26 protein-coding genes are annotated in these 25,889 nt (G+C 49.5%); 6 read left to right on the top strand and 20 right to left on the bottom strand.

From position 1 onward, the window contains the following. Positions 1-95 precede the first annotated feature (95 nt). The 8 genes from NST99_RS14255 to NST99_RS14220 form a co-directional block, all read right to left on the bottom strand. Positions 96-1,160: a fatty acid desaturase gene (locus tag NST99_RS14255; RefSeq protein WP_341092550.1), complete on the bottom strand. Its 1,065-nt coding sequence runs from the start codon at positions 1,158-1,160 to the stop codon at positions 96-98. A gap of 133 nt (positions 1,161-1,293) precedes the next feature. Next, on the bottom strand, positions 1,294-2,481 hold the full coding sequence (locus NST99_RS14250; RefSeq protein WP_341092549.1) for an MFS transporter: 1,188 nt from the start codon (positions 2,479-2,481) through the stop codon (positions 1,294-1,296). 182 nt (positions 2,482-2,663) lie between these two features. Next, positions 2,664-4,259, bottom strand: a complete 1,596-nt coding sequence (locus NST99_RS14245) for a response regulator (protein ID WP_341092548.1) — start codon at positions 4,257-4,259, stop codon at positions 2,664-2,666. A 16-nt stretch (positions 4,260-4,275) separates the two neighbouring features. Beyond that, positions 4,276-5,622, bottom strand: coding sequence for an ABC transporter substrate-binding protein (locus NST99_RS14240; protein WP_341092546.1), 1,347 nt, complete (start codon positions 5,620-5,622; stop codon positions 4,276-4,278). A gap of 38 nt (positions 5,623-5,660) precedes the next feature. Continuing rightward, on the bottom strand, positions 5,661-7,385 hold the full coding sequence (locus tag NST99_RS14235) for a cache domain-containing sensor histidine kinase (RefSeq protein WP_341092544.1): 1,725 nt from the start codon (positions 7,383-7,385) through the stop codon (positions 5,661-5,663). Positions 7,386-7,470: 85 nt separating this feature from the next. Next, positions 7,471-8,334 carry a carbohydrate ABC transporter permease gene (locus tag NST99_RS14230; RefSeq protein ID WP_341092543.1) on the bottom strand — a complete coding sequence of 288 codons (864 nt, stop codon included), beginning with the start codon at positions 8,332-8,334 and terminating at the stop codon, positions 7,471-7,473. Then, on the bottom strand, positions 8,331-9,284 hold the full coding sequence (locus NST99_RS14225; protein WP_341092541.1) for a carbohydrate ABC transporter permease: 954 nt from the start codon (positions 9,282-9,284) through the stop codon (positions 8,331-8,333). The genes NST99_RS14230 and NST99_RS14225 overlap by 4 nt, the downstream gene beginning before the upstream one ends. A 145-nt stretch (positions 9,285-9,429) precedes the next feature. Then, positions 9,430-10,791 (bottom strand): ABC transporter substrate-binding protein, encoded by a 1,362-nt coding sequence (locus NST99_RS14220; protein ID WP_341092540.1) that lies wholly within the window; start codon positions 10,789-10,791, stop codon positions 9,430-9,432. 241 nt (positions 10,792-11,032) lie between these two features. On the opposite strand from NST99_RS14220, the gene NST99_RS14215 reads away from it, so the two are divergent. After that, positions 11,033-11,245 carry a hypothetical protein gene (locus NST99_RS14215; RefSeq protein WP_076111351.1) on the top strand — a complete coding sequence of 71 codons (213 nt, stop codon included), beginning with the start codon at positions 11,033-11,035 and terminating at the stop codon, positions 11,243-11,245. 312 nt (positions 11,246-11,557) lie between these two features. Here the strand turns inward: NST99_RS14215 and NST99_RS14210 are convergent, their stop codons facing one another. Next, complete coding sequence (locus NST99_RS14210) at positions 11,558-11,719, bottom strand: hypothetical protein (protein WP_341092538.1); 162 nt, start codon at positions 11,717-11,719, stop codon at positions 11,558-11,560. Positions 11,720-11,896: 177 nt separating this feature from the next. Then, positions 11,897-12,892, bottom strand: a complete 996-nt coding sequence (locus NST99_RS14205; protein ID WP_341092537.1) for an aldo/keto reductase — start codon at positions 12,890-12,892, stop codon at positions 11,897-11,899. 176 nt (positions 12,893-13,068) lie between these two features. Between NST99_RS14205 and NST99_RS14200 the strand changes: the two genes are divergently transcribed. After that, the gene (locus tag NST99_RS14200) at positions 13,069-13,740 is read left to right on the top strand and encodes a tetratricopeptide repeat protein (RefSeq protein WP_341092535.1); all 672 of its coding nucleotides are present in this window, start codon (positions 13,069-13,071) and stop codon (positions 13,738-13,740) included. A gap of 123 nt (positions 13,741-13,863) precedes the next feature. Here NST99_RS14200 and NST99_RS14195 read toward each other — a convergent pair whose 3' ends face one another. The 7 genes from NST99_RS14195 to rpiA form a co-directional block, all read right to left on the bottom strand. Beyond that, entirely contained in the window at positions 13,864-15,009 is a 1,146-nt protein-coding gene (locus tag NST99_RS14195) for a DUF4179 domain-containing protein (RefSeq protein WP_341092533.1), read from the bottom strand. Continuing rightward, entirely contained in the window at positions 15,006-15,539 is a 534-nt protein-coding gene (locus tag NST99_RS14190; protein WP_341092530.1) for a sigma-70 family RNA polymerase sigma factor, read from the bottom strand. Before NST99_RS14190 ends, NST99_RS14195 begins: the two co-directional genes overlap by 4 nt. 196 nt (positions 15,540-15,735) lie before the next feature. Further along, positions 15,736-18,894, bottom strand: a complete 3,159-nt coding sequence (locus NST99_RS14185) for an MMPL family transporter (RefSeq protein WP_341092528.1) — start codon at positions 18,892-18,894, stop codon at positions 15,736-15,738. After that, on the bottom strand, positions 18,891-19,343 hold the full coding sequence (locus tag NST99_RS14180) for a MarR family winged helix-turn-helix transcriptional regulator (protein ID WP_341092526.1): 453 nt from the start codon (positions 19,341-19,343) through the stop codon (positions 18,891-18,893). The genes NST99_RS14185 and NST99_RS14180 overlap by 4 nt, the downstream gene beginning before the upstream one ends. A gap of 233 nt (positions 19,344-19,576) precedes the next feature. Then, a complete protein-coding gene (locus NST99_RS14175) occupies positions 19,577-20,017 on the bottom strand; it encodes a GNAT family N-acetyltransferase (protein ID WP_341092524.1) in 441 nt (146 codons plus the stop codon). A gap of 93 nt (positions 20,018-20,110) precedes the next feature. Then, positions 20,111-20,614 (bottom strand): VanZ family protein, encoded by a 504-nt coding sequence (locus tag NST99_RS14170; RefSeq protein WP_341092523.1) that lies wholly within the window; start codon positions 20,612-20,614, stop codon positions 20,111-20,113. Next, positions 20,598-21,278, bottom strand: a complete 681-nt coding sequence (rpiA, locus tag NST99_RS14165; RefSeq protein WP_341097650.1) for a ribose-5-phosphate isomerase RpiA — start codon at positions 21,276-21,278, stop codon at positions 20,598-20,600. The genes NST99_RS14170 and rpiA overlap by 17 nt, the downstream gene beginning before the upstream one ends. A gap of 84 nt (positions 21,279-21,362) precedes the next feature. On the opposite strand from rpiA, the gene NST99_RS14160 reads away from it, so the two are divergent. Next, positions 21,363-21,560, top strand: coding sequence for a hypothetical protein (locus NST99_RS14160; protein WP_341092522.1), 198 nt, complete (start codon positions 21,363-21,365; stop codon positions 21,558-21,560). An 8-nt stretch (positions 21,561-21,568) separates the two neighbouring features. On the opposite strand, the gene NST99_RS14155 is transcribed toward NST99_RS14160, so the two are convergent. Genes NST99_RS14155 through NST99_RS14145 form a run of 3 tightly spaced genes read right to left on the bottom strand, consistent with a single transcriptional unit; the run spans position 21,569 to position 23,099 of the window. Then, on the bottom strand, positions 21,569-22,045 hold the full coding sequence (locus NST99_RS14155; protein WP_341092521.1) for a GNAT family N-acetyltransferase: 477 nt from the start codon (positions 22,043-22,045) through the stop codon (positions 21,569-21,571). A gap of 39 nt (positions 22,046-22,084) precedes the next feature. Then, positions 22,085-22,639: a macro domain-containing protein gene (locus tag NST99_RS14150; RefSeq protein ID WP_341092519.1), complete on the bottom strand. Its 555-nt coding sequence runs from the start codon at positions 22,637-22,639 to the stop codon at positions 22,085-22,087. Further along, on the bottom strand, positions 22,623-23,099 hold the full coding sequence (locus NST99_RS14145) for a hypothetical protein (RefSeq protein WP_341092517.1): 477 nt from the start codon (positions 23,097-23,099) through the stop codon (positions 22,623-22,625). The genes NST99_RS14150 and NST99_RS14145 overlap by 17 nt, the downstream gene beginning before the upstream one ends. Positions 23,100-23,364: 265 nt before the next feature. Between NST99_RS14145 and fsa the strand changes: the two genes are divergently transcribed. The 3 genes from fsa to NST99_RS14130 all read left to right on the top strand — a co-directional run bounded on the left by fsa (position 23,365) and on the right by NST99_RS14130 (position 25,822). Beyond that, entirely contained in the window at positions 23,365-24,012 is a 648-nt protein-coding gene (fsa, locus tag NST99_RS14140) for a fructose-6-phosphate aldolase (protein WP_038590710.1), read from the top strand. A 158-nt stretch (positions 24,013-24,170) separates the two neighbouring features. Next, positions 24,171-24,614 carry a MarR family winged helix-turn-helix transcriptional regulator gene (locus NST99_RS14135; protein ID WP_341092514.1) on the top strand — a complete coding sequence of 148 codons (444 nt, stop codon included), beginning with the start codon at positions 24,171-24,173 and terminating at the stop codon, positions 24,612-24,614. Between the two features lie 5 nt (positions 24,615-24,619). After that, entirely contained in the window at positions 24,620-25,822 is a 1,203-nt protein-coding gene (locus tag NST99_RS14130; protein WP_445744967.1) for an MFS transporter, read from the top strand. Positions 25,823-25,889: the final 67 nt, after the last annotated feature.

Raw genomic sequence — 25,889 nt, 5'->3', positions numbered from 1 at the left:
CCCACAACAAAAAAGAGAAAGCTCAGCACCGGTCAGCGTTCAGCGGTTCTGGCTTCCTCTCCTGTTACAGTGTCATTTTAAAGATATGGATGGCGCTATTCGCCTTGAAGTCCGGGTTTGCGTACCTTTAACGCTTCCACTGCCGGCTTCGGCTCCCGCAGTCTTGCTTTGATCTCCTTAAAGCCTACAAATCTTCTATTCTCTTCGTCCCACAGACGGAAATGAAGAGCCTTCAAACTGCTGCCAATTGTGATCGTTGTCGCTTTTTGCAGCGGCGGAGTGGCATTATGGGCCAGCTCCAGATTATAATTCGGCACCTTCGGACTTAAATGATGGACATGGTGAAACCCGATATTTCCGGTGATCCACTGTAAAAGTCTCGGCAGTTTGTAGTAAGAGCTGCCTTCTACGGCGGCACTTACATAACTCCATTCGTCCTCATGCTCAAAATACGAATCCTCGAACTGGTGCTGTACATAAAATAACCAGATGCCGAGGAAGCCGGAGACAAATACGATCGGCAGCTGTACCAGCAGAAATGCCTGCCAGCCGATGGCCAAAATCAAACCACTATAAAGCGCTGCGATCAAAATGTTAGTCAGGTAAGTATTCAGCCGTTCCTTGCGTCTTGCCCCTTTGGCATTAAAACGGTATTGGATCAGGAAAACGACGATAGGTCCAGCTACAAACATCACCAGCGGGTTGCGGTAAATCCGGTAATATAAACGTTTCAAAGGCTTGGCAGCCTCATATTCTTCAACTGTCATAATCCAGATATCGCCGATGCCTCTTTTCTCAAGATTGCTGCTTCCGGCGTGATGGATGGAATGACTGTGTTTCCACTGGCGATAAGGCACCAGGGTTAATACTCCCGTGATCGTGCCTATGATATCGTTGGCTTTACGGCTTTTGAAGAACGAACCGTGGCAGCAGTCATGAAAAATAATAAAGGTCCGGATCACAAACCCCGCTGCCGGAATCGCAAACAGGAGGGTAAGCCAGTAGGAGACAGACAGGCTGAAATATGCAGCCGCCCATAACAGGACAAGCGGTCCAAGTGTATTAATAAGCTGCCTTACGCTTGTTTTGCGGTCTGTTTTCTCGTAGGGAGCCACACTTTTTTTCAAACTGGAAAGCTGGGACGTCTGTTTCGTAGTCATCGTGTTTGTTTCCTCCTCGGATGTGTCCGGTTCCGGTCACATTCATCTAACTTCATTATAGAGAAGGAAGTGTCATCCCCGTAAGTCATAAATATCAAGGAGGGAGTATGACAAATGTCATACCCTCCTCAAATTAAGCTAACTTTCTAATCCGTAGCAGCGGGAGCAAAATCAGCGTACCCATCAAGAACAGCACACCGCTCCCAGTGAAAACAGCGAACAGCGAGAATACTCCCTTCAGATATCCGGCCATGGACATGCCGATGACCATAAATCCCATAAACATCGGTCCCATAATTCCGCCTACCCGGCCCATATAGGCAGTCTCCGTATTTTGCAGAATCAGTGTGTTGATGCCGATATGAACACAAGGATAAAAGAAGCCAGTCAACGCTTGAAGCAATATTGCGAGCAACACATTATGCGCCGATCCCATACCGATGGTCCCTGCGGCACTCATGAGCAGCCCTGCTGCCAGCAGTATTTGCGGCTTTACTTTTTTGCCGATTCCTATAACAAGCGTCCCGCCCAGCATCATTGCGGCTCCGTTAACCACCATCATCCATTGCAGGAAGCTGCTGTCCTTACCCAGATTCTCAATCATCACAAATACACCCAGAGGCTGAACAAGCCCTGCTCCCAGCCCGGCAAATGCAAACGAGATTCCCAAATTTCTCAAAACCGCGCTGGAGCGCACATAATGCAGGCCTGCTTTTATTTCCGTGGCAATCCCCTTACGCTCACTGGCTGTCTCATCCGGCATATCCTTAGGCAGCAGCCCCAGAACCAGCGCCGAACCGATAAACATGACTCCCATGATCGCAAGTGAAGTTTCAATACCATAGTGTTCATATATAAAAGCACCGATCATTGGGCCAATCACCATAAAAAAAGCGGTCAGCGACTGGAAGACGGCCATCACACCCTGTAGCTGTTCTTCGGGAACATGCTGCTTAAACAGCTTCATTGCGGAAGGCTGAGAGAATTGTGACAGCACCGCCGAGACAAAGGTAGCCAGCAGCAAGGCTCTCCATGATCCCATTAAGACTACAAGAAGCACTGCAAACACCGATAATGCGGATAACCCGTCGCTCAGAATCATCGTTTTCTTCGGACGCCACCGGTCCGCAAACGTACCACCGATCAATGCAAATAAAAAAATAGGTGCAAATTCAGCTACAGAAATCAGCGATACGTAAAACGGATCATTGCCCGTTATCTCCGTCACATACAAGAGTATCGCGAAATTGCGCACCCACACTCCAAGCTGAAGCAGCACTCTGGATGCAATAATTGTTCGTACAACCTTATTACCTAACACTAGGTTCCCCTCCATAAAAATAAACATAAAATTATAAACGCCGAGAGCTCTCGTTTATAAATATATAGACGTTTTGTATTTTTGTCTATATTTAATTAGATATTTATCTAATCTATCTATTAAAGGCGCAAAAAAAGCGCACAGAGAGATCTGTGCACTTTCCGGAAACTACCTCCAAGCTACTATGCCTGCTTCGTATAATCCTCGCGGTACTCTGTCGGCGTCTTGCCGGTCGCTTTCTTAAACACCTGCGTAAAATAACGGGGGTCCTGATAACCGACGAGCGGAGCTACCCGGTAGACCTTCACATTGCTGTTCTGCAAAATATATTTGGCCTTTTCCATCCGGCAGCTGGTAACGAATTCAAGAAAGGTGTAACCGGATATTTGCTTAAATAAAGTGCAGAAATGGCTAATGCTTAAACCGGCTACCTCCGACAGCTCTTCAATACTGAGATCTTTATGATAATTGTCTTCAATATAACGTTTGGCTTTCTCAACAACGCTGCGTCCGTCTTCACGGGCCATCACTTTGTTGCTCTCCAGCATCCACTCACGGAATTCCTGCTTCAGCACGTTAATCATTGCCGTCAGGGTTCCCAGGCCGTGCAGCTTGCCAAGCAGCCTCTCCAGCGACCAGTCCGGCTGCATGTTCAGGTTCTCAAATTGCCTGTACAGCACAACAACCATCTCGATGATCATCCGTTCGGCCAGCTCCTTGGAAAGCGCCTGTGCTTCAATAAAGATGGCCATTTCATCGAACAGAACCAGCATCCGCTCCATGTTCAGCGTGCGGATGCTTTCGATCAGCGAAACCTCAAGCTCCTTCGGATACTTTACGTCCCTGCCGCCTATATCCGGTGTCTCCTCTTCAATAAACACGCCTGCCTGACCGGAATAGAAGCGCTGGAACAGCGCCTTGGCTGCAAGCGGATATACGGTGCTCAATTGATCGATCCCCTGCGTGCTGCGGCTAATCCCTACCGAGCAGGCCAGCTTGGAGTACCTTTTAATATCAGCAACCAACTTCTCGCCAAGCTCTCTTTTGCCTTCCCCGAGCCTTCCCGGAAAGAGCAGCACCCATTCTCCATTGTAGAACGGGAACACAGAAAGCGCGCCATTGTCCATTGACCACTCTTCAAGGATATTGCGGATTGCGAACAGCCAGAGATGTTTCTCCTCCGCGCTCCATCTTGCAGCAAGGGCCGCATAGTCGTCAAGCCTGACGACAGCCATGAAATATTCGCCCTCCAGCTCGCTGTTCTCCAGCCATTTTAAATGCTGCAAAGGCCGTGAATTGCCGAGCGTGAACTCTGCAAACATCCGCTCCCTTGCGAGCGTCGACAGCATTTGTACAGAGAGCATCAACTGCTCGTTCTCCTTCTGTTTATCCAGTTTCATCTTCGCCCGGGTCAGCATCTCAGTTAATTCATCATGATCAATCGGCTTCAGCAAATAATCAAATGCCCCGAGCCGCAGCGCATCACGCGCATATTCGAACTCCCCATAGCCGCTGATAAAAATAAAGATCAGCTTGGAGCTGCGGGGCAGCACCTCTTTCATCAGGGCAATACCATCGATAACAGGCATTCGTATATCACTGATGATGATCTGCGGGGCTTTCTCTTCAATCATCCGCAACGCCACTTCACCATTCCTGGCCTCTCCCGCAATCTCAAGTCCCAGCTCATCCCAGGGAATCGCCACCTTCAAGCTTCGCAGAATAATCGGCTCATCATCCACTAGCAGCACTTTGTATTTCTCTTGCCGTGCAGTCATTTCCGGCACCCCCAGCTTATTGAACTGTAGAACTTTGTATCAGATTCCAGTATTGTTCCGAAGCGGATTGCAGCTGAGCGAGCGCCTCGTCAGCCTGCATCCCTCCGCCGATCATCTCCTCGATGACACTGAGGAAGGTCTTCTTCACTTCTGGAGACAGCAGGTTGTCGTACGGAACAAAGCTCTGGTGATTACCCTCCATCATAGCCATTACCTGAGCGAATACCGGTCCTGTCTTATCCGGATCAATGGTGATCCGCATCGAAGGTATTCTTAATCCCTCATACACAATCTGTGTCTGAATCTCTTTTGTATAGAATGCTTTCATCAGCTCCAGCGCCGCTTCCCGCTTACTTCCGCTCAGGCTGGAGGAGAGTCCGATTCCTATCGTATAACCTCCCGCGATGGACGGTTCTGTCCCTTGGTTCAGAGCGGGAAAAGGAATCACTCCTACCTGATTCTGAAAATCTGCCGGAGCCGTGTCTCCCGAGAACAGATTAATATCCCAGTTACCGTTCAAATACATCGCAGCCTTGCCGCTTGTAAATAAACGGACCGCATTCTCCGTCGACAAATCATTGGATTTGGCGCTGAATGCCTCCTCCTCAATCCACTGCTCCAGATGCTGAAAAGCCTGGGAATACAAATTATTCTGAAAGGTACTCCCGTCCTCCCCGGTAACCAGCTTCTGAATCAGCTCCGGTCCGGCATACCGGTCCATTAAATAATGGGCGAATATCCCGGCAGGCCAGCGGTCTTCATTGCCGAGAGCAAATGGGATGTACCCTGCTTTCTTCAACGTCTTAATCGCAACATCCAGTTCAGCAACCGTCCCGGGAATTTTGATGCCCAGCTTGCTGAACAGCGTTTTGTTGAAATAAAGCGGCTCGGCATTTCCCTCAATCGGCAATCCGTAGATATGCTGGTTGAAGGTCCATAGATGCAGATCACTGAATTGGCCCTTCAGCCCGTTCTCCTGCACAAAATCAGTCAGATCCATCAACCGGTTGGAGCGGACATACGGCTCAATCTCCGCACCGCCGAACAACACGAACATATCCGGCGGTGTACCCGTGACCATCTCGTTTTTCAGCTTCTGCTCACGGTGAATCGTCTGGTCGAGTCCCTCGAAATTCACTTTGACGTTGGGATGTTCCTTCTGATATTCCTGAACGACCTCTTCATATATTGCAAGCAGCGGCTTGTCATGCTCCTTGATCCAGAAATGGCGGAAGGTCAGCGTAATCTTCTCTGGTGAGTTATCTTCAATCGGCTCTCTGTTGCCAAAATTTATAAATAATACCGCTCCGGCCATAAGCAGGATATAGAGCAGTATCCAGCCCCATTTCATCACCCATTTCACAGCTCCTCGCCCCTCTTTCATCCCGTTTTCGCTTATTTTCATGGCTGGATTTTGGGAATACGGATACAGATTGTCGAACCGAATCCTGGGGACGAACAAACGAGGATACCATAAGGATTGCCGAAACGGATGTTTAGGCGCTCATGCACATTCTTCAGGCCTACGCCGCTGTCGCTGTACTTCTTCGGATTGCTGTGCTCTGTATTCCATAGGCTCATCAGTGTGGCCAGATCGAAGCCCGGACCATTATCCTTGACGATGATAATAATATCCTTACCTGTCTCTTGTGCACCGATGGTGATCACCCCATGCTCTTCCATCTGCTCAATGGCATGATATAGCGCGTTTTCCACTATCGGCTGAACAATCAGCTTCTGTGTCATCACATTTCTGAGGATATCGGGCAAGTCAATGGCGTAAGAGAATTTGTCTTCAAAACGGAATTTCTGAATATCCAGATAGTGGCGGACATGCTCAAACTCCATTTGCAGCGGAATCAGCTCCTGGTTCTGGCTGATGCTGATCCGCAGCAGCCTGCCGAGAGAAATGACCATTTTGCTGATGTCCCTGTTCCCCGCCAGCACCGCCATAGAGTTGATGGATTCCAGTGAATTATAAATAAAATGCGGGTTAATCTGCGCCATCAATGCCTGCATTTCCGCTTCCTTTTTGCGGCCCTGCTCGGTTTGAACCTGCTCGATGAGTTCGCTGATCTGCGAGCTCATCCGGTTAAAGCCGTCAATCAAGAGATCGCTTTCATCATCTGAGCGCAAAGGTGTCGTAATCGGAGTAAAGATTCCTTGCTTGACCCGCTTCATACCGTTGACCGCGCTGTTAATGCTGCGCACAAGCCTTCGGATGAAATAGCGGTCAAACAAAAAGGCGGACAGCAGCGATACCGTGGATAGAATGATGGCAAGATTGCGAATAGAGTCCGATTCCGAGGAAATCAGATTCATGGGAGTGATGGCCACCAAATTCCAGTCCAAATTATGAGAAGGAAGGAAAGTAATCAGTGATTTCTCTCCTTGATAATTGTCAATGTAATAATCCTGAGACTGGGCGTAACCTTCCTGCAGAAATGGAAAATGGGTTTGTTGCCCGATATGCTCACCGGATTTGTTAAAGACGATATTCCCCTGCTTGTTGACCAGCAGAATATCCCCTTTCTTCAGTGTTGCAGCTTCCCAGAAAATTTGGTCAAGCAAATCCGGCTTAACGTAAACGACCAGATAACCGATATCCTCCAGGGAATATGAATCCTTGATAATTCTGGACTGCACCAGTACCGGATTGCCGGTAGCTTCCGAACCATTCTCTCCGGGTCCCGACCATACCGGCCGGCCCTCCGCTTCCTCCATCGCGCGGTACCAGTTCTGATGGCGCATCTCATTGAAGGGCATCGGGGCGTTGTACTGATAGATCAGGCGATCCTTGCCGTAAAGACTGAAAGAAGTGATCATCGGATGATTGATCAGCAGGTTGTTAATGTCCTGCTTAATGTCGTAGGTCAGTACAAAATTCGGCTGTTTGAGCGTTTCCTGAATTTTAGGCGAAATAATAGCCGAATTTGTAATGTATGAGATTTCGCTGAGTGCAAACTTAAGCTTGCGGTCTGTCTCCAAAAGTGAAATCCAGTAAAAATTGCTTGATTTCTTCTCCATGGCACTGGAAAAATTCGCATACGTAACAATCCCCATCACGATCACGGGAATGAACACGAGAAGAATAATAGCGAACAAGATTTTGCGGCGGAGCTTCATATGCCTTTCCCTTCCTCCTGCTGTCTCTGCCCATTATTATTCTTCACGGTACTCCCTATTTCCTTGTTTAACATTAAAAACCAGTTTAGCTTTTGATTGCGCCTGAGGTCAGACCGGCAATTACCCAACGGCTGAAGAACAGGAAGACGATGAGCAGCGGAAGTGTGGCCGTAAAAGTTGCTGACATAATCATCCCATAGTCAAGACCATCACGTGCGCTGAACAACTGCTGCAGCGCGATCTGAATGGTAAAATGCTCTTTATTCTTCAGGACGACGAGCGGCCAGAAGAAGTCATTCCATACCGTCATAAAGTTAAGTATGCCAAGTGTAGCCATTGCCGGAGTAATGACAGGAACAGCAATTTTCCAGAAGATCCGGAAATGTCCGCCTCCATCAATCCGTCCGGCTTCGATTAGTTCGGTAGGCACCGCAGAGGAGATATACTGGCGCATCCAGAAGATCCCGAAGGCATTGACCATCGCAGGCACAATAAGCGCCTTGAAGCTGTCGATCCAGTGCAGTTTGGACATAATAACATAAGTCGGAATTACACCCAGCTGCTGTGGAACAATTAGCGTGGCGATGACGAACACAAATAGCATGTTCTTGAGCGGAAACTCATATTTGGCAAATGCATAGCCGGCCAGGGTACAAAAGAACACAACCGAAATCGTGACCATGGTCGAGACGAACAGCGAGTTGCCGAGTGCCAGGAAGATATCCGACCGTTCCAGCACTCTGCTAAAGTTGTCGAAGAACTGGTCACCAATGGTTAACAAAGGTGGCTTATGGAACACGGCCCCCTTGTCATTGGTTCCTACAACAAACATCCAATAGAACGGAAAGACAGAGATTAATGCTCCGAGAATGAGCAGGAAATAAAACCCCAACTTGCCGAAGAAACCGAGGTCATCCGGTTTTTTTCTGAAAATTCGCAATGTGCTCACGCTTTTCTCCTCCTAGACTCTCCGCCTGTGCCTCTGGTAATTAGCATATTAAGGATGGAGAATAGAATAGTGACGAGGAACAGCATAACCGCCGTAGCCGCCGCCGTACCGAAGAATCCGTTGCGGAATGCTTCGCTGTATAAATAAGTAACCATTGTAATCCCTTCCTGGCGGGTTGATCCGGTACCGGATTGGCCCAAGAATACATATGGCTCTGTGAAGAGCTGCAGCGCACCAATCGTGGATTGGAGGGATACGAAAATAATAAACGGCTTGAGGAGCGGCAGCGTGATGGAAAACAGCTGCTGTCTTCTGTTCGCACCGTCAATCCGCGCGGACTCGTACAGATCCATCGGTATGCTCTGCAGGCCAGACAGGAAGATGATCGCGTTGTAGCCCGTCCAGCGCCACATAACCATGGTGGAGATGGCAATCTTTACGCCCCACCAGCCGGAGTTGAAGGCCATGCTGTCCAGTCCAAGCCCGTTCAGCATCCAGTTGATCATCCCGTTGTTGCCGAACAAGGTGCTGAATACAAGCGTAACAGCCACAATCGACGTAATGTTCGGCATGAAATACAGAATACGGAAGGTTTTCTTAAACCGCGTCATTCCTGAATGCAGCAGCACTGCGAGCAGCAGCGCCAGAAACACCTGCGGCAGCGTGCCCATCAGGCCCATAATCAGCGTATTGCTGAAGGAAATCCAAAAGGTCGGGTCGCTTGTGACCAGATCGTAATTCTTCATCCCGACGAATTTCATCGGATTGAGTGCGTCCCACTTAAAGAAAGATAAATAAAACGTAAAGAAAATCGGGTACAGTCCAAATATCGAGAACAGAATAAAGAACGGAGAAATAAATGTATAAGCAGTGATGCGGCTCCGTCTTTGTTCAGTTAAAAAAGGGCGTCTGCTCTCGGCATGTGGACTCGTTATTACGGGTTCAGCCATGTCACACCTCCAGGGAATATAGCAAAAACTCCGATAGGAGTCTTGATCGTTGATTACATCTTCCTATTTCACTAAAACCGGACTCACAGAGGGTGCGGCTCTCCATGAATCCGGCATTACAGGCATCATTTCCTAATTGACACGCTTAACTGCGTTCCTCCAGGGTTTTCGCTTGTTTAACTGCTTCATCCCACTCTTTGGCAGGATCGGCTTTCTTCTCAATTACGTTTTTCAGCGCGTTCTTGAAGAAGGTATCGGTTTGGTCATGCAGCGGTCCGTAGTATACCGGTTTAACACGGTTAGCCGCCTTACCAAATTCAACTGCGATTTGTTGGCCGCCGAAGAAGTCATCTTTGAAATCTACGAATGCCGGATCTTCATACAGTGCAGGAATGGAAGGCATCAGGCCCTTAGCTTTGAACGATTCGAGCTGATTGTCCTTGTTAACGAGCCATTGAATGAAATCATAAGCTTCCTTCGGATGTTTGCCTTCCTTAGGAAGGGTGATGAACGAACCTCCCCAGTTTCCGGCACCTTCCGGCAGCTGAGCAATTTTCCATTTACCGGCAGAATCAGGAGCGTTGGTCTTAATATAGCCGGCCATCCATGCAGGACCCATAACTACGGCGAACGATCCGTCGGTCATGCCTTGACCCCACTCAGGTGACCACAGCAGCATATTGCTGATCCAGCCTTCCTGAATGCCTTTAACGGTGAAGTCGTAAGCTTTTTTCACTTGCGGATTGGTATCTCCGATAAATTTGCCGTCAGCTTTGCTGAAGTAGATTTCATCAGGAGATTGGTCGCGGAGTGCGTTATACGTCAGATCTGTTAAGTCAGAGAAGTATTTACCAGTTTTGTCCTTGTAGGCTTTCGCCACAGTAGCTAGCTTATCCCATGAGTCAATAGCAGCACTGAACCCCTCCGGATCGCTTGGCAGTCCCGCTGCTTCAGCTAAATCCGTGCGGTAGTAAACAACGGTAGGACCGATATCTGTTGGAAGTCCGAGCTGGAAGCTGCCGTCAACAGAGGAGGCTTGCTTCCATTTCCAGTCGAGATAATTGGCTTGAATATCTTTTGCTCCCAGATCATTCAGGTTGTAGAATTTATCCTGAGCACCCAGGAAACGTTCCATGAAACCGATTTCAAGTTGGAAAATATCAGGCGCTCCCGAATTCGCCGACAACGCAGTTGTCAGATTGTTGTGATGTGCAGTCTGGTCACCGGTGTTCTGAATTTTGATTGTAACGTTCGGATGTTCCTTGGTATATTCTTTCGCCAGCTCTTCATAGTTAACACTGCCAAGTGTCCAGAATGATAGCTCAACCTTCTCAGCCGGTTCCGTTTTATCTCCTTCGGTTGCCGGTGCATTTGTACTTTTAACGGTGTTACCTGCATTATTTTTCGCAGTGTTGTTTTCAGCGTTGTTGTTACCTCCGCATGCTGCCAGTGAACCAACGAGCATGATTGAAGCAAGCGTCAACGCCAGATTCTTTGCTTTTTTCATTCCTCTGTACCCCTCTCAAAGGTTTCTCTTACAAGTCTTAGTGTACAGTAGGAGAAATCTTTTTTTGAGGAGGCAAACTTCCGATTTGAGGTGGAAATATTTACGATATGGTAAATTCCGGTTCTAATACACCCACTTTAACAGCCGCCTTCCGATTGGAACCATTGGATTTCTATCTTCTGCACAGGTATACTGGTTTTATTTCAAGCAATTATTCCCCCATCAAAGGAGAGTACCTTTTATGCCCATCAACCGCCCTTTACTGACAGACAGTGATTTACAGGAAGCCGTTGACCGCAAGCTGCCTGTGCGCGTCTTTCAGGACGATCATCTGGTGAATTCCGGAGCGACGGTTGTCCGCTTTACAGATTCGGATGTTGTCATCCAGTCGCGGGTCAGCGATTTAACCTACTATTCCCGGCGGAGCTGCCAATTTTTTGAGGTCAGACCCTAGCTCAAATATTTTGAGAATGGAGAGGATAGTCCTTCAGCAACACCAGCAATGGAGTTTCTCACGGAATTATCGACTTTTATGTCCCACAACTTGCTGAATATCATTCCTACCTGCAAAAAAGCTTTTAATGAAACGCGCAAATATGAGTCCGAAAGGATGCATACGAAGCTGTACTCAAACAGCGAAGGAGATTTCACGGAGATTGCGCAGACCCCAATATCCGTAAAATTCAAAGAAGCCGGACAAAGACCCTCTCAGGAGGATTTTTGTCCGGCTTCTCTCATTGTCATCACTCTGTTATAAACTTCCTAATTATCTCTTCATCTCGTTCGTTGATGTCTTCAGCTTTTCGTTCAGGATATCCTGAAAGCTGCGTGTTTTGTCATCAGAGTTGGATGATTTGGCTTCGACCACGGGTTGAGGTCTAAAATACTGATGATTGAAAGCCATAAGATTATGTACCGTCATACTCATAAAGTTCAACCTCCTTCCGTAATCTATACCTCAGTTTGCGTGGTTGCGCATTTTCTTATCTCTTATTTAACCCGTCATTTCCAACTCTAAACAGTTTTTTTGCACTTTCAGGAAAAAAAATAACCTCCGCGCCGATAATCCGGCCGGAGGTTATAATCCTTTTTCATATCGAATGTCTTATTTCAAGGCTGCCCATGAGGCTTCATTCAGCTGCTCCAGCTCATCCCTATCAAGCTTGAACCTCATGGCCCCGATGTTCTCTTCCGCATGCCGGACTTTGGAAGCGCCTGGAATGGCGACCACTGTGTCCCCGTGAATATGCATGAGCCAGTTCAGGGCAATCTGGCCCGGTGTCACTCCGTATTTCTTGGCCAAAACTGATAATAGATCAATCAGCGGCTTGCTGCGGGCCAGGCTCTTCTCATCCAGACCGGATTGCATCCGCCGCATCCTCGAAACTGCACGGATCTGTGAAGGATCCCTATGGAAACGTCCGGTCAGAATCCCCTGCTGCAGCGGAGAGTATGCAATGATTGAAATGCCCAGCTCCTTCGCCGCTTCCATTGTTCCATTCTCGTCAATCTTCCGGTGCAGCAAATTATATTTCACTTGGTTCGAGACCAGAGTCAGACCATACTGCTGCAATATCCTGTGCGCTTCAACCATCTGTTGGGCCGAATAGTTGCTGACTCCTGCATAACGGATTTTACCATCCTTGACCAGACCGGCCATCGCTTTCATTTCACTGGCTATTGAGGACAGGGAAAACGGTTGGTGAATCTGGTACAGATCGATGCTTCGCCCGCCCAGACAGGTGAGCCGTTCATCAATCGTAGAGGTAATAGATTTCGCTGTGCGGAGCATCGGCCACCATTTGGTGGCGATCAGCGGCTGGGCATGGAGACTGCTCTCCTGCTGCAATTGATCCAGCGCATGGGCAAGCGCTTCTTCTGATTTGCCGCCGCCGTAGATCTCTGCGGTATCGACCCAGTTCATGCCGCCTTCCAGACTGACACGCACGATATCCAGAATATCTTCATCCTTAAGATTACTCCAGTACCTTCCTACGATTCCGCTTCCCCGGCTGAACTGCCAGCAGCCCAGCCCGAGCGGTGAAACGGATAACGATGATTGGCCTAAGGGGCGTAAAGTTACTGCTGTTGTCTCTGTCACCAAGTTTCATCCTTCTTTCAGAACCAGGATAATAAAAATCTCTCCAGAATCAAAACCACTTCAAAATAGAGCTCAGATCCGCTAGCAAATATGGTATAATTACCCTGCTCTGCAACGCCATACTACAAACTAACCGTGTTGCAGAATGGAAACACAATCATTAATGGAGGGAATTCATGTTAAAATTCTTCGGTTTTTTCATGCTGTTAAATCTGGTCGGCAATCCTTTTCTTGCCCTAATCATCCTGCTGGTCATTCTGTATTTCCTCGACCGCCGATATGTCGGAATCTTTCCAAGCATCACGAAGCCGTTCCGCCGGAGCCGGCAAATTTCCAAGCTGAGGACAACCATCTCGCTGAATCCGAATGATGTCTCCGCCAAATTCGATCTGGCCCGGCTGATGACTGAACGCAAGCGTTTCAGCGAATCCAAAGAGCTGCTTGTGCAGATCGCTGACCGGTACGAGCAATCTGCGGAATATTGGGTGGAGCTTGGTTATGTGAATCTCAAGCTGGGACAGCTTCCCGAGGGGGAAGCGCAAATGCTTCAAGGACTGGAAATCAACCGCAGAGCGCAATATGGGCAGCCTTATCTCCGTCTCGCCGAGACTTTCCGCAATATCGACCATGACAAAGCTCTTTATTATGTAGGACAATTCCAGGAAATTCAGTCCTCTTCCAGTGAAGCCTACTATTTGGCCGGCTCTATGTACAAGGCACTGGGCAGAAATGAAGACGCCAAACGCGCTTTTGCCGAATCCACGGCCATTTACCGCTCATTGCCAAAGTACAAGAAGCGGCAGGAACGGGGCTGGGCGCTGCGCAGTTATTTCGCAAAGCTGCGCTGACTCAGCGGTACATAAATAACCGGGATGGCTCCATTATACGCCTATTCCTTCCTGCAATCATTAACACAAAACGCAAAAACCTCCGGCTTCTGCACTACTTGTGCATGCCGGAGGTTTTTTATGCTATTTTACAGGAACGGTTATTTCAAACTCAGGAATGTAAAGCTTCCGTCCATCCTTCCAGACGTAGGGCTTGATTACAATACTCTCCGGTATGGTTTCAAACGGCTCATACACATTGCTGGAATCTAAAGTATCGCCTTCACCGGAGCCACCGCTGATACTTAGCACGCGAACCTCCCTCCCTTGTTCATCCATTACATCAAAGAAGATAGACAAAAACCCGTTATTCTTATATTTTTCCGGTATCGCTTCTTGAAAGGCCCTTACATCCTCTCCCTGTTCCCCTTCAAACTCTGCCATCAGCAGGGTCGTGGTTTCGCTAACTTCCAGCCGCTTGACCCGCAGATGAATATGATCATGGATTTTTGTTTCTTTCGGAGTCAGAATATAGCCTTCCAACGTATTCTTGCTCACCGGAAATTCAAACTCGAAAGGCTGCCGGATTCCCGGAACGGTAAATGACATTTTGAAATCAAACTCATCCGGAATCCGCTGATTCTCTGAATTATTAAAGACTGTAACAATAACGGAGTCAGGCGCATCCGGGCCTCCTGAAGCGATTCCCCCTCCGGTGATGACCTCAGCTCCATTGACATAAGAATCGATCCTATTCAACAAGCCGGTCTCAGGATCGGGAATAGTCCACAAATCAGACAAGGGTCCTTCCTCTCCAGTCTTACCCGCTTGCTTTCTGGTAAGCACCAGGGACAACCGGCTCCCATCATACATCTGTTCCGACACGCTGAACGTCAAGCCGCCATGCGTAACGCTCTGCTGAATGTCCGCCGTTACACCAGTCTCATTTGCTTTCTTAAGCCCGGCGTCGCCTGCCACCTTGAACACACTTTCCAGGAACGGCAGTTGCTTCAAGGTATCAGCCATTGCCGGCGACACGAACCCCAGGCTGATGATCAACACCAGCCCTGCAGCCACAGAGGCAGCACTGATCATCACCCGGGTAAGCCAAGAACGTTTTCTCCGGCTCCTAGAGGTTTTTGCTGTTTCTGGAACCTTAGGATCTGTTCCTTCCATTCCGCCAATTACCCGGTAGGTATCGTTCATACGGGCTTGTACGAGCTCCGGCAGCTCTGTAAGAGGCTCTTCCCTTAATCCTGCCAGCCTGCTTTCAAATTGTTGCTGATTCATCCGTTCATCTTCCTTTCCGCGGGCTCCGCCAGAGATTCATATAAGGTTTTCCTTGCCCTGTGCAATCTGGTTTTAACTGCGCTCTCCGATAGCTCCAGCAGCCCGGCGATTTCCTGCAGCGTCAACCCCTGATAATAATGAAGAATGACAATGGTCCGTGAAATCTCCTCCAGACGGTTGACGGCATTACGGAGATCCATATCCCCCCCAAACGAAGACGATATCAGCAGGTGCTCTGGAGGTTCAGGCATGACGATTACCCGATCCCGTCTGCGCAAAATCATATTACATTCATTGATCAGAATACGAAACAGCCAAGTGTTAAAGAAAGCAGGCTCTTTTAATCCGGATAATGCTTTATATGCCTTCATGACCGTCTCCTGCATAATATCCGCACAGTCTTCGTCATTCCTGACAATGGATTTGGCCATACTGTACATTTGCCGTTCCAGTCCCTTAACCAGCTGAATAAAAGCTTCACTGTCCCCGGCTTGCGCACGTCTAATCTGATCCTCTTGTCCGTTGTTCAATCCATCCCCCCCTTTCGTTCGGATAGCTGCAGCACCTCTTGTTTTGCTTCCATACAGCTGATTAGATGGAGCATAGGGCTGAAAGGTTACCTCTATGTATGAAATATTTTTTCTCCCTGCTTCTTCAAAAACAGCAAAGAGCAAGCTCCGCTGCCCCGGAAGCCTGCTCTTTACCATTATCAAATCATGTACAAGCTTATAAATCTAATGTTTTCGGCTGATCCTCCGCTGATGCCGAAGAAAACGGCCACCAGTTCGCCCGGCCAAACATCCGTACCATAACAGGAACGAAAAACGGCAGGAAAACCAGTGCATAAAGAGCAAGACCGGCCAGAACTACAGTAGCAATCTGCATCATCGACAATACGCCGGAAGGATACATCGAGGCAAAGGTTCCGCCCAGGATCACTACAGCCGACAGAATGACTGTCCCCATATTGCGCATGGCATGCAGGATCGCTTCATGCACATCCCAGGTCTTGTTCTCATTAAAGCGGGCCATCAGGAAGATGCTGTAGTCCACCCCAAGCGCAATCAGCATGACGAAGCTGAAGAACGGAGTAGTCCAGGTAATTCCGGAATAATTCAGCAGATTTACAAAGATGGCTTCCGTAATTCCCAGCGCCGTAAAGTAAGTGATAACGAGTGAAATTATCAGATAAATCGGCATGATAATCGATCGAAGCAGCAATACCAGAATGATAAAAATACCGCCCAACATCAGGATAACAGTCCGCGAATAATCCTCATTGGAAATCTTCTGCAGATCGCTATAGGTGCTGGTCACTCCGCTGATCGCGGTCTCCGCATTCTCCAGCTTCGTGCCCTTCACAGCCCGGTCCACGGCAGCCTGAATGTCTCCCATGCTGTCGATCGCTTCGGAACTATAGGGGTTCTCGGCGAAAACAACGTCCAGCGTCATCACCTTGCCGTCACCTGCCAGGTACGTATCAAAAATCTGCTGGATGCCCCCGGCTTCCAGCGCCTCAGACGGTACGAAGAATCCGCTCAGTTCATCGTCTTTGGCCTCCTGAATTTGCCCCAGATACGCTTGAGCGGAATCCAGCCCGCCGGTGATTTGCTTGAGGCCATCCGTACTGTCGTTCAAACCGTCCGTAAGCTGGCCGATTTGTCCGGTAAGCTGGCTGAACCCGTCAGCAAGCTGCTGCTGGCCGCCTTGCAGCTGGTCGAGCCCATTTGTGATCGAAGGAATACGATCGACAATTTGGCCTTGCCCCGCCGCCGCTTGATTCAGGCCCGTCTGCAACTGGCCGATTCCGGCGACAAGCTTGCCCAGACCTTGTGCCAGCGCCGTTTGGCCGGCAACGGCCTTGGCATATCCGGTGTTGGCCTTGTTCAGACCGGCAGCTACAGCTTTAAGCTGCCCTGTAATCTGTCCTAGTCCTGCGGCAAGCTGGGCTGTACCCGTGCCGGTTTGCGTTACCGTTCCTTTAATCGTCTGGTAATCAACATCCTGCAGAAGATCAGGATGGCTGGCTTCCAGGCCCGTGAAGGAAGCATCCAGCCCGGCAAGTGCAGCAGCCACGCCCTGGAGCTGGGTTTGCAGCCCGGCAACGCCTCCGTCCAATGCAGTCAGCCCCGTGCCGATTTGCTTGTAGCCTGCCAATAGTGCAGCATTGGCGTCCGCAAGCTGCTCTGCGCTGGCCGCTGCCTGCGCCAGACCGGCTTTGATCTCACCGGCTCCCGCCGATCCGCTTTTAATGCCGCTCTCTATACGGGACAGTCCATCGCCCAGCGCGGCGATACCTTGTTTCAGCTCAACTGTGCCCTCCGTCAGCTTCGCGCTGCCCGATACGGCCTCGTTCAGCTTCGGCTCGTTGTCACTTAACTGCTTGCTTGCTTCCGCAAGCCCCGTTTGAATCTTCGTAAGCCCTTCATTGCTCTGATCCAGACCCTCTGACAGTGTAGCCACTTGGGTCGGGATCAGGAAGTCATTGATCTGTTCCCCCGTAGGACGCGACATGCTGCGCACAGCTTTGACGCCGTCGACCTTTTCCAGCTCACGGCTGATTTTTTCAGCCAGACCCATATATTCAGCAGTATCCATACGGTCATCATTTTTGATGATTATTTTGCCGGGCATCGATTCTCCCGGCCCAAAGCTCTCAGAGATAATGTTGAAGCCTTTAACCGATGCGTAGTTGGAACCGATTTCGTCCATGCTGTTAAAGGACAGTTTGCCGCCATAAGTGACGAGGAACGGCACCACTACCGCAGCTACAATCAGCAGAGCAGCCCACGGTCTTTTTAAGGAGAAGGAACCAGCGGCCCCCCAGATGCGGCTTTCGCTATGCTCCAGCTTCCCGCGGGATGGCCAAAACATCTTTTTGCCCAATACCGCCATAAAGAATGGAACGACAGTCACAAGCGCCAGCATCATCACGGCAATCCCTACAGCCACTGCAACCGCAGAACGGTACAGCATGAATTTGGACAACCCAATGGCGAGGAACCCTACAAATACCGCAAGACCGGAATAAAATACCGTTCCCCCCGCTTTACGGTAGGTCGTGATAATCGCGCTTTTCGTATCCTCAGAGGTTGCCAGCTCTTCCTTAAACCGGCTGATCAGCAGGATGCAGTAATCCGTCCCAATCCCGAACAGTACGGCCACCATAAAGATCTGCGTAAATGTGGATAACGGAAAGTCAAACCTGTCCACCAGAAAGGCTACAACCGATTGGGATACAATATAACTCAGTCCGACCGTAAGCAGCGGCACAAACGGCGCAATGAACGAACGGAATACAACGAACAGGATCAAGAGAATAAATACAACGGTAATATACTCCGACTTCTTCAGCCCTGCCTCTGAGCTGACAATGGTATCCTCCGTGATCAGTCCTTCGCTGGTCAGATAATGATCGGCAGTTACATCACTTAACAGGGCTGCTACTTTAGCCGGGAGCTCCTTGACCACTTCTTCTCCGCCTTTTACCGACAGTGCGACCATAATGGTCTTCCCGTCCTTCGCAATCAGCGTATCCTTTAATTCGGTTTGAGAAAAGGGGTCGGTAATGGAATCCAGCTTCAGCGATTCCTTGCTCACCGTAAGCTGCTCAACGCCCTGCTTAATGCTCTCCGTATCTTCTGCGCTCAGTCCATCCGGCTTATTAAAAACAAGGGCAACCTGGTGCAGCGTTTCACCACCGTTGGCGTCGGCCACCTCTCTCATAATCTCAGCCGCTCTCGAAGAAGTGTAGCCATCCGGAACAGCAATCTGCCCCTTCTCGCGCACCAGATCCGACATCGCCGGCGCTGTCAAAAATAACACGACCGCCACAGCCAGCCAGACTGAAATTACAGCCCATCTAGCTTTAAGTATGGTCTTCAATTGTTTCTCCCTCCTGTTTCATGCATTAAAAATGCAAGCTTCTCGAACATAGTAATAAATTTCTCAATGTCCTTTTCCTCAAAATCAAACAGATAGGGAGAGATCACTTCTTGAACCTGCTTCTCGGCGGTCTGATGCACACTCTTCCCATGCTCCGTGAGTGTCAGATACACCTGGCGGCGGTCATTCTCGTCCCGGGTCCGCTGAATCAGTCCAGCTTCGTCCAGCCGGTTAATAATTGCCGTTATCGAACTCTTGCCTACCGCAACTGCCTCGGCCAGAAATGTGGAAGTACAAAGCTCCTGACTGTTTATCAGCCGGAGAATAATAAATTGGTCATTGGTCAGTCCTTCCGGAATCCGCTCCTTGACACGGGCGCTAATCTGCCTAGTCACCACCATGTATGCATTCAAATAGCGGTTGATCCAGTGTTCTGCCTCTTCTTTCAAAATTCAAACCTCCCAACACTATTAATAGTTCACGTATGAAACTATTTCACAGTAAAACTATAGGGTCTGACGCCCAAAAAGTCAATATGTTCCTTTCCGTATTCCAGCAGCGGCTAATTTGCATTTTGCATAACAAAAACAGCCATTCCGCACGTTGACATGCGTAATGGCTGTGGCTGTTTATCGGGAGGAGCCGAGAATTCTCTCTGCCTTCCCCTTAGCGGGTATTCCCGTTATTCTTCGTCCTCAGTCTCCTCGACCTCATATACACAGCGGAACATTTCGATTCCTGCGGCATTTTCACCCAGGCTGTACACCATGAACCCAAGGCTGCGGTAGAAGTCAGCAGCAATTTCGTCCTCAGTTTCTGCCAGCAGATAACGGGGCTGACGCGCAGTTAGCAGTTCAAGAATCATTCCGCGCGCATACCCTTTCCCCCTGTTCTCTGGCAGTACAGCGATATGGCGGATGTCCAGTGACCCGTCTTCCGTTTCTTCAAAGCCTACCAGCCCCAGCAGCAGGCCTTCCTCTTCCCAGCCGCACAGCTGCAGTGCAGCCTGTGCGCTATATTCGGCTGAAGTGCGCTGCAGTGCATCCGGTTCATCAATAACAGCATAAGCCAGCAGCTCGTTCACCTCGGGAGAACCCACGAGATGCTTCAGATCTATCAGCATAGTTAACCTCCTAAAAGTTTTGTGAGCATCGCTTCCTGATAAAACTTCGTACAAAACTCACTTCGAAAGCATACACTTAAGTTTTGTGAAACTTTAGTTTAATGATTTACCCCATGCCAAATGAAGAAAAATATAACCTATCCACACACCCAGCAAGTTAAGCAGCAGATCGTCAATATCAAAGCTGCCGACACGCAGCAGCATTTGCATAGATTCCAGCAGCAATATCCATAAAGCCATATGTAAGGTTAACCCAAACATGGAGTTAAGCCGCTTCTTCAGCAGCGGCAGCAGGAGGCCAAAGGGAATGAACACGGCGACGTTTCCCAGCAGATTCACCAGCCGGCCGGAGAAAGGCACCCCATTGTCCAAATCAAAATAGAGTTTTATGGTCCGCAGCGGCTCCAGATTATATTGCAGCGGTCCGTCCGGATGAACAACACGGCCAAAACCGATAAACATCCAGTACACAACGGCTGCACTGTACAGAATTAGCAGCATCCACGCCCATATCCGGCGCGGCTTCGGCTGAAGTTTTCCCCGTACGGAGCGGTTTCCGGGCTTCTGCGTCTTACGCGGACTAGAGATTGCTTTCACCTTCCACTATTTCGATACTGCCGTCGTTCTTGCCGATAATGGCCAGATCGGCAATTCCAATGAACAAGCCGTGTTCAACAACGCCCGGAATGCCCTGCAGAGACTTCGCAAGTTCAGGAGCAGAAGCAATCGCTTCAAACCCGCAGTCCGCAATGTAATTGCCGTTGTCTGTCTTGTACAATTCATCACCGCTCCGCCGCAGCTCCGGCTTGCAGCCCAGCTTAGCCAGTTCAGCGACTGTCCATTCCCAAGCAAAGGGAACAATCTCAACAGGCAACGGAAACTTGCCCAGCGTTTCTACTGCTTTGCTCTCATCTGCTACCACAATCATGCGTGTGCTGCCCATAGCCACGATCTTTTCGCGCAGCAATGCACCGCCGCCGCCTTTGATCAGTTGAAGCTGGCCATCGAGTTCATCCGCTCCGTCAATCGTCAAATCCAGGTGGTCAACATCACCAAATGCAACCAGTGGAATGCCCAGCTCGCGGGCCTGCTCCTCCGAAGCACGTGAGGTAGCTACTGCGGTAATCTTAAGTCCTTGCTGCACTCGTTCCCCCAGCTTGCGGATGGCCCAATATGCGGTGGAACCTGTGCCGAGGCCAACCTTCATTCCGTCTTCCACATACTCCACGGCTTTTTCCGCAGCCAGCTGTTTTACATTGATACTCATTTTAATACCTCCATATTATCCGTTATAATAATGAAATAGATTTACAATACAAAATTATTATCACCAGGAGGATTCCGGATGAGAACCGAAAATCAGATCCAGTCCAAAATCAATGAATTAACACTCCAACGCAGGTCTCTGGAGACACGTTTGACACCACTGGCCGAGGACAGCCCGCAACGCGAAGCTCTAAATGCCCAGCTTACCAGGCTGGAGGATATGCTGCTCATGCTGGAATGGGTGCTGAATACCCCTGCAGGTAAATACCACGCTTGAACATCAGATTAGAAGAGTTCCTTACCGTAACATAAACTATCCGGATCGCCAATATAAGGTCCAAACAAATCAATCGGCCGATAGCCATGCTTCACGTAGAGTGCAATGGCTTCCGGCTGTTTAATGCCAGTCTCCAGCCGGATTTCCCGGCAGCCGGCACTAATGGCCTTCGCCTCAAGCTCCAGCAGCAGCTTGTTGGCTATTCCTTGCTTGCGGCTGCCCGGGTCCACATAGAAACGCTTGAGCTCCATCACCGCACTGTCCGGGTCAAGCGGGCGCAGCGCTCCGCAGCCGACGGGCTTCTCTCCTTGATAAGCTACCACGAAAGTCATCTCTTTTACCTTCGGATCGGTGAAATCCACAACGTAGATGGTCTCATGCGGATAGCGGGATTTCAGCTCCTCATCCAGACGGTCAATTAATGAAAGCAAATCCGCGCTCCCGGGATCAACTACAACAAAATTAACATCAGCTATGGACGTCATTACCGTCTCTCCTCCACTTCAACCAGAGTGCAAGTCCAGCTATATATAATTTTTAAGCGTTTCCTCATATAATTCAGCGTTACCCTTCTCAAAACAAATAAAAGAGATCTCTTTCAGCGGCAGCAACCGGGAATCCTGGGCCGCCACATACTCAATGACCGTATGAAGCGCAATTTCACAGGCCAACGCTTTAGGGAAATTATAAACCCCGGTGCTGATGTTTGGAAAGGCTATGCTCCGCACACCCTTTAAGCAGGCCAAGTCCAGGCTGCTGGCATAACATTTGGCCAAAGTATCGGCTTCCCCGGCGCCACCGCCTTTCCAAATCGGCCCTACTGTATGTACAATGCCCAGCAAAGGAAGTCTGCCTGCACTCGTTAATGCAGCCTCACCAGGCAGACAGCCTCCCTGCTTCTGGCGGATTACCGCACATTCCTCAGCTACTCGTGGTCCGGCAGCCCGGTGGATCGCTCCATCAACACCACCGCCTCCATAGAGGCCGGAATTGGATGCATTCACAATCATATCGCCCTGCCAGGACGTAATGTCACCTTCACGGACAGATATCGCTACATCATTAATGGTGATTTGCATGTTCGGCCTCCTCTCTCGCCGTAACCTCCAAGTTTCGAATCAGCTCTTTCTCTCCCCTGCGGTCCGCCTTCTCCGGAAAGGAAACAAACACGACCCTTGCTCCTTCAATAGAAGCTTTGCGGATGTTGCTTCTCATCCAATTCTCCGCGTCGGTCAGAACCATCTCTCCCGTACCGGCCGGTACACGGCATAAAGCGGAAGTCGTTCCCTTTTCTCCCTTAGCGAGCTGTTCTCCTGGTCCGAAAAGCACAGTAAACTGAAATAATGGAACCGCCTCCGGCCGTTCTTCATGTTCTGCGAACGCTTGATTAACTACGGAGTACAACAGTGAGCCGGTAGGAGCGGCAGATTCACTCGCCTCCCGCTCAGAGATCATCCGGCTGCTCTGGTAGGCAAGCAGTCCTGCAGCAAACAACAGAAACAACACGACGCCCCCAACTACAGTAATCATTTCTGTCACCCGCCATTCTTCAGAAAATCAACAATACCGTTTCTATATTATCACGGAGAGAACATCCCGGGAATGGTCGAAATGGGCTGAGTTTCTTTTTTCACAGGAAATCTTCATGGTTAAGAACGCCGCTCCTTAGTGAAAGCGATGTATAATTCTATAAAGTTATTTTGAAATATTCATATTAACAGTTGAAACTTTCTGTGGCATGATCCATAATGAAGTTGTGCATACTGTTTGTCAATCCATAAGAAATCAAGGGAGGAAATTTACAATGAAGTTTTTCTTGGATACCGGAAATATTGAAGAAATTAAACGTATTACCCGCCTCGGTTTAGTGGATGGCGTGACGACGAATCCGTCACTGATCGCCAAAGAAGGCAGATTGTTCAAAGATGTAATCAAAGAAATCGTTGCTATTGTGCCTGGTCCTGTCAGCGCGGAAGTCATTGGCCTTACAGCAGAAGAAATGCTTAAGGAAGCCTATGAAATTGCTGAGTGGGCACCCAATGTCGTAATCAAACTGCCTATGACTGAAGATGGCCTGGAAGCCTGCTACGAATTGACCAAAAAAGGCATCAAGACTAACGTTACCCTAGTATTCTCCGCGGCTCAAGGCCTCATGGCTGCCAAAGCCGGCGCTACCTATATCAGCCCGTTTGTCGGTCGTCTGGACGATATCGGCGTTGACGGCATGAAGTTGATCAAGGATCTGAAGACTATCCTGACCAACTACGGCCTGACTTCAGAAATTATTGCAGCCAGTATCCGCAACATCGCACATGTGGAGCAAGCGGCAATCGCCGGTGCGCACATTGCAACCATCCCGGGCTCTTTGCTGCCTTCCCTTTGGAAACACCCGCTTACAGATAACGGTATCGAACGCTTCCTGAAGGATTGGGAGAAAGTTCCGCAAGTATAATAGAACTGCTGCTGTTAACATAAAGCACCTCGTGGAAATCTTATTGGATCATAATGGGTCCGATACATTTCTATGGGGTGTTTTTTTGCGTCAGGTTGACTAATTTACTTGTCTTAACTATATTTGTTATAACAAGTAATTCAGAAAGGATGATTCTTTTGCCTATTTCCTCTCCGCAGCAATTCCTCGGATTCCTGCTTGGCTCCACCCACCGGAGGATATCCAATGCGTTTGCCCGGGCCTTGAAGTCATACGATATTACCCCTGAACAATGGTCAGTCCTGTTAATGATTGTTGACCGAGAAGGCATTAACCAGAAGGAAGTTGCCGCTGCGGCAGCCAAAGATCAACCCACAACTGCGAGGATCGTGGAGCTGCTTCAGAAGAAAGGTTTTATTACAAAATCCACAAGTCCCAGCGACCGGCGGGCCTTTCTGCTGTATCCCACCCTTGAGGGGCAGACGCTGATCGAAAGCACAATCCCTCTGGAGCAGCAGACGATCCAAGCAGCGGTTGCCGGACTTTCACCGGAAAAGCTTGAAGAGCTTCGCGTTATGCTGGAGCTGATCTATCACAACACTGGAAATTCACACCAAGAATAGGAGCAATGGTATTGAACATAACATCTGATCGTCTCTGGACAAAATCGTTTATTCTGCTGACAATTTGCAACCTGCTGCTGTTTACAGGACTGCAAATGACACTTTCCACTCTCCCGGCCTATGCCGAAGAATCCTTGAACGCCTCTTCCGTGCAGGTTAGCCTGGTCACCAGCTTATTTGCGCTTAGCGCCATCGCTTCACGGCTGTTCTCGGCCAAGGCCATGGAGAAAGGCGGCCGTAACCTGCTGATCTTCCTCGGGCTGGCCGTATCCCTTGTAGCCGTCACCGGTTATTACTGGGCCGGAAGCATAACCGTACTGCTGCTTATGCGCATGCTCTTCGGGATCGGCTTCGGGATGGCCAGTACCGCCTTTCCGACAATGGCTTCGGACGTGATCCCGATTCGCCGGATGGGTGAAGGCATGGGTTATTTCGGCTTGTCGACAAGCCTGGCGATGTCTGCCGGTCCATTGATCGGTCTAAGCCTGCTGCAGGGTCCCGGGTTCGGCTCCTTGCTGCTTGCTACCGCAGCCGCTCTGGCGCTAATCTTCCCGCTTGGCTACCGCCTGACAGCAGTGCTTCCGGGTCAGCACAAGGAACCCGCTGCGGTTCCGGCAGCGGATTTCAAAGGCGGGGCATTTCGCAGGCTGTTTATCCCATGCCTGCTGAACTTACTGCTGTCCGTGTCATACGGCGGACTGCTGGGCTTTCTCGCTCTTTACGGCAAAGAAGCCCATTTGGAACATATCGCCTATTTCTTTCTGTTTAATGCTGTTGCCATTGTTATCATTCGTCCATTGTCAGGCAAAATTTATGACCGTTTCGGTCCAGCTGCCCTGCTGATTCCCGGCAGCCTGTTCATCATCGGCGGATTGCTGCTGCTCTCCTTCGCCTCATCGACAGCCGCCCTGTTCCCGGCTGCTTTATGCTACGGGATCGGGTTCGGATCTATGCAGCCTGCACTGCAAACCTGGATGATTCAGTCCGTTGACACACGCCAGCGGGGAATGGCCAACGGCATGTTCTTCAACTCACTGGATCTTGGTGTAGCAATCGGTACTATGCTCCTTGGATCTGTTGCGTTGTATAACACCTATGCGGTCATGTACCGCTATTCTGCAATGGCTCCTGCACTTTTGCTTCTGATCTATATTGCGTATCTCACCATCAGAAGGAAAAGCAACCGGAGCACCGTTGCCTCTGCTTGATTTCTAGCGAGCCGTCAACGAAAAATAAGACAAGCAGAAACGAGATCACACGCCCGCCAAGAATGAT

The sequence above is a fragment of the Paenibacillus sp. FSL L8-0470 genome, assembly GCF_038008625.1.
GTDB lineage: Bacteria > Bacillota > Bacilli > Paenibacillales > Paenibacillaceae > Paenibacillus_AQ.
Note: the sequence above shows the minus strand (reverse complement) of the source record. Positions and strands in the feature narration are given on the sequence as shown.

Bases quoted from the DNA above. Each gene is read 5' to 3' on its own strand.
- NST99_RS14225 (WP_341092541.1), bottom strand. From the start codon at position 9,284: ATGGCTGAACCCGTAATAACGAGTCCACATGCCGAGAGCAGACGCCCT.
- NST99_RS14255 (WP_341092550.1), bottom strand. From the start codon at position 1,160: ATGACTACGAAACAGACGTCCCAGCTTTCCAGTTTGAAAAAAAGTGTG.
- NST99_RS14220 (WP_341092540.1), bottom strand. From the start codon at position 10,791: ATGAAAAAAGCAAAGAATCTGGCGTTGACGCTTGCTTCAATCATGCTC.
- NST99_RS14195 (WP_341092533.1), bottom strand. From the start codon at position 15,009: ATGAATCAGCAACAATTTGAAAGCAGGCTGGCAGGATTAAGGGAAGAG.
- NST99_RS14245 (WP_341092548.1), bottom strand. From the start codon at position 4,259: ATGACTGCACGGCAAGAGAAATACAAAGTGCTGCTAGTGGATGATGAG.
- NST99_RS14235 (WP_341092544.1), bottom strand. From the start codon at position 7,385: ATGAAGCTCCGCCGCAAAATCTTGTTCGCTATTATTCTTCTCGTGTTC.
- NST99_RS14150 (WP_341092519.1), bottom strand. From the start codon at position 22,639: ATGCAAATCACCATTAATGATGTAGCGATATCTGTCCGTGAAGGTGAC.
- NST99_RS14200 (WP_341092535.1), top strand. From the start codon at position 13,069: ATGTTAAAATTCTTCGGTTTTTTCATGCTGTTAAATCTGGTCGGCAAT.
- NST99_RS14175 (WP_341092524.1), bottom strand. From the start codon at position 20,017: ATGCTGATAGATCTGAAGCATCTCGTGGGTTCTCCCGAGGTGAACGAG.
- NST99_RS14155 (WP_341092521.1), bottom strand. From the start codon at position 22,045: ATGACGTCCATAGCTGATGTTAATTTTGTTGTAGTTGATCCCGGGAGC.
- NST99_RS14160 (WP_341092522.1), top strand. From the start codon at position 21,363: ATGAGAACCGAAAATCAGATCCAGTCCAAAATCAATGAATTAACACTC.
- NST99_RS14210 (WP_341092538.1), bottom strand. From the start codon at position 11,719: ATGAGTATGACGGTACATAATCTTATGGCTTTCAATCATCAGTATTTT.
- fsa (WP_038590710.1), top strand. From the start codon at position 23,365: ATGAAGTTTTTCTTGGATACCGGAAATATTGAAGAAATTAAACGTATT.
- NST99_RS14215 (WP_076111351.1), top strand. From the start codon at position 11,033: ATGCCCATCAACCGCCCTTTACTGACAGACAGTGATTTACAGGAAGCC.
- NST99_RS14130 (WP_445744967.1), top strand. From the start codon at position 24,620: ATGGTATTGAACATAACATCTGATCGTCTCTGGACAAAATCGTTTATT.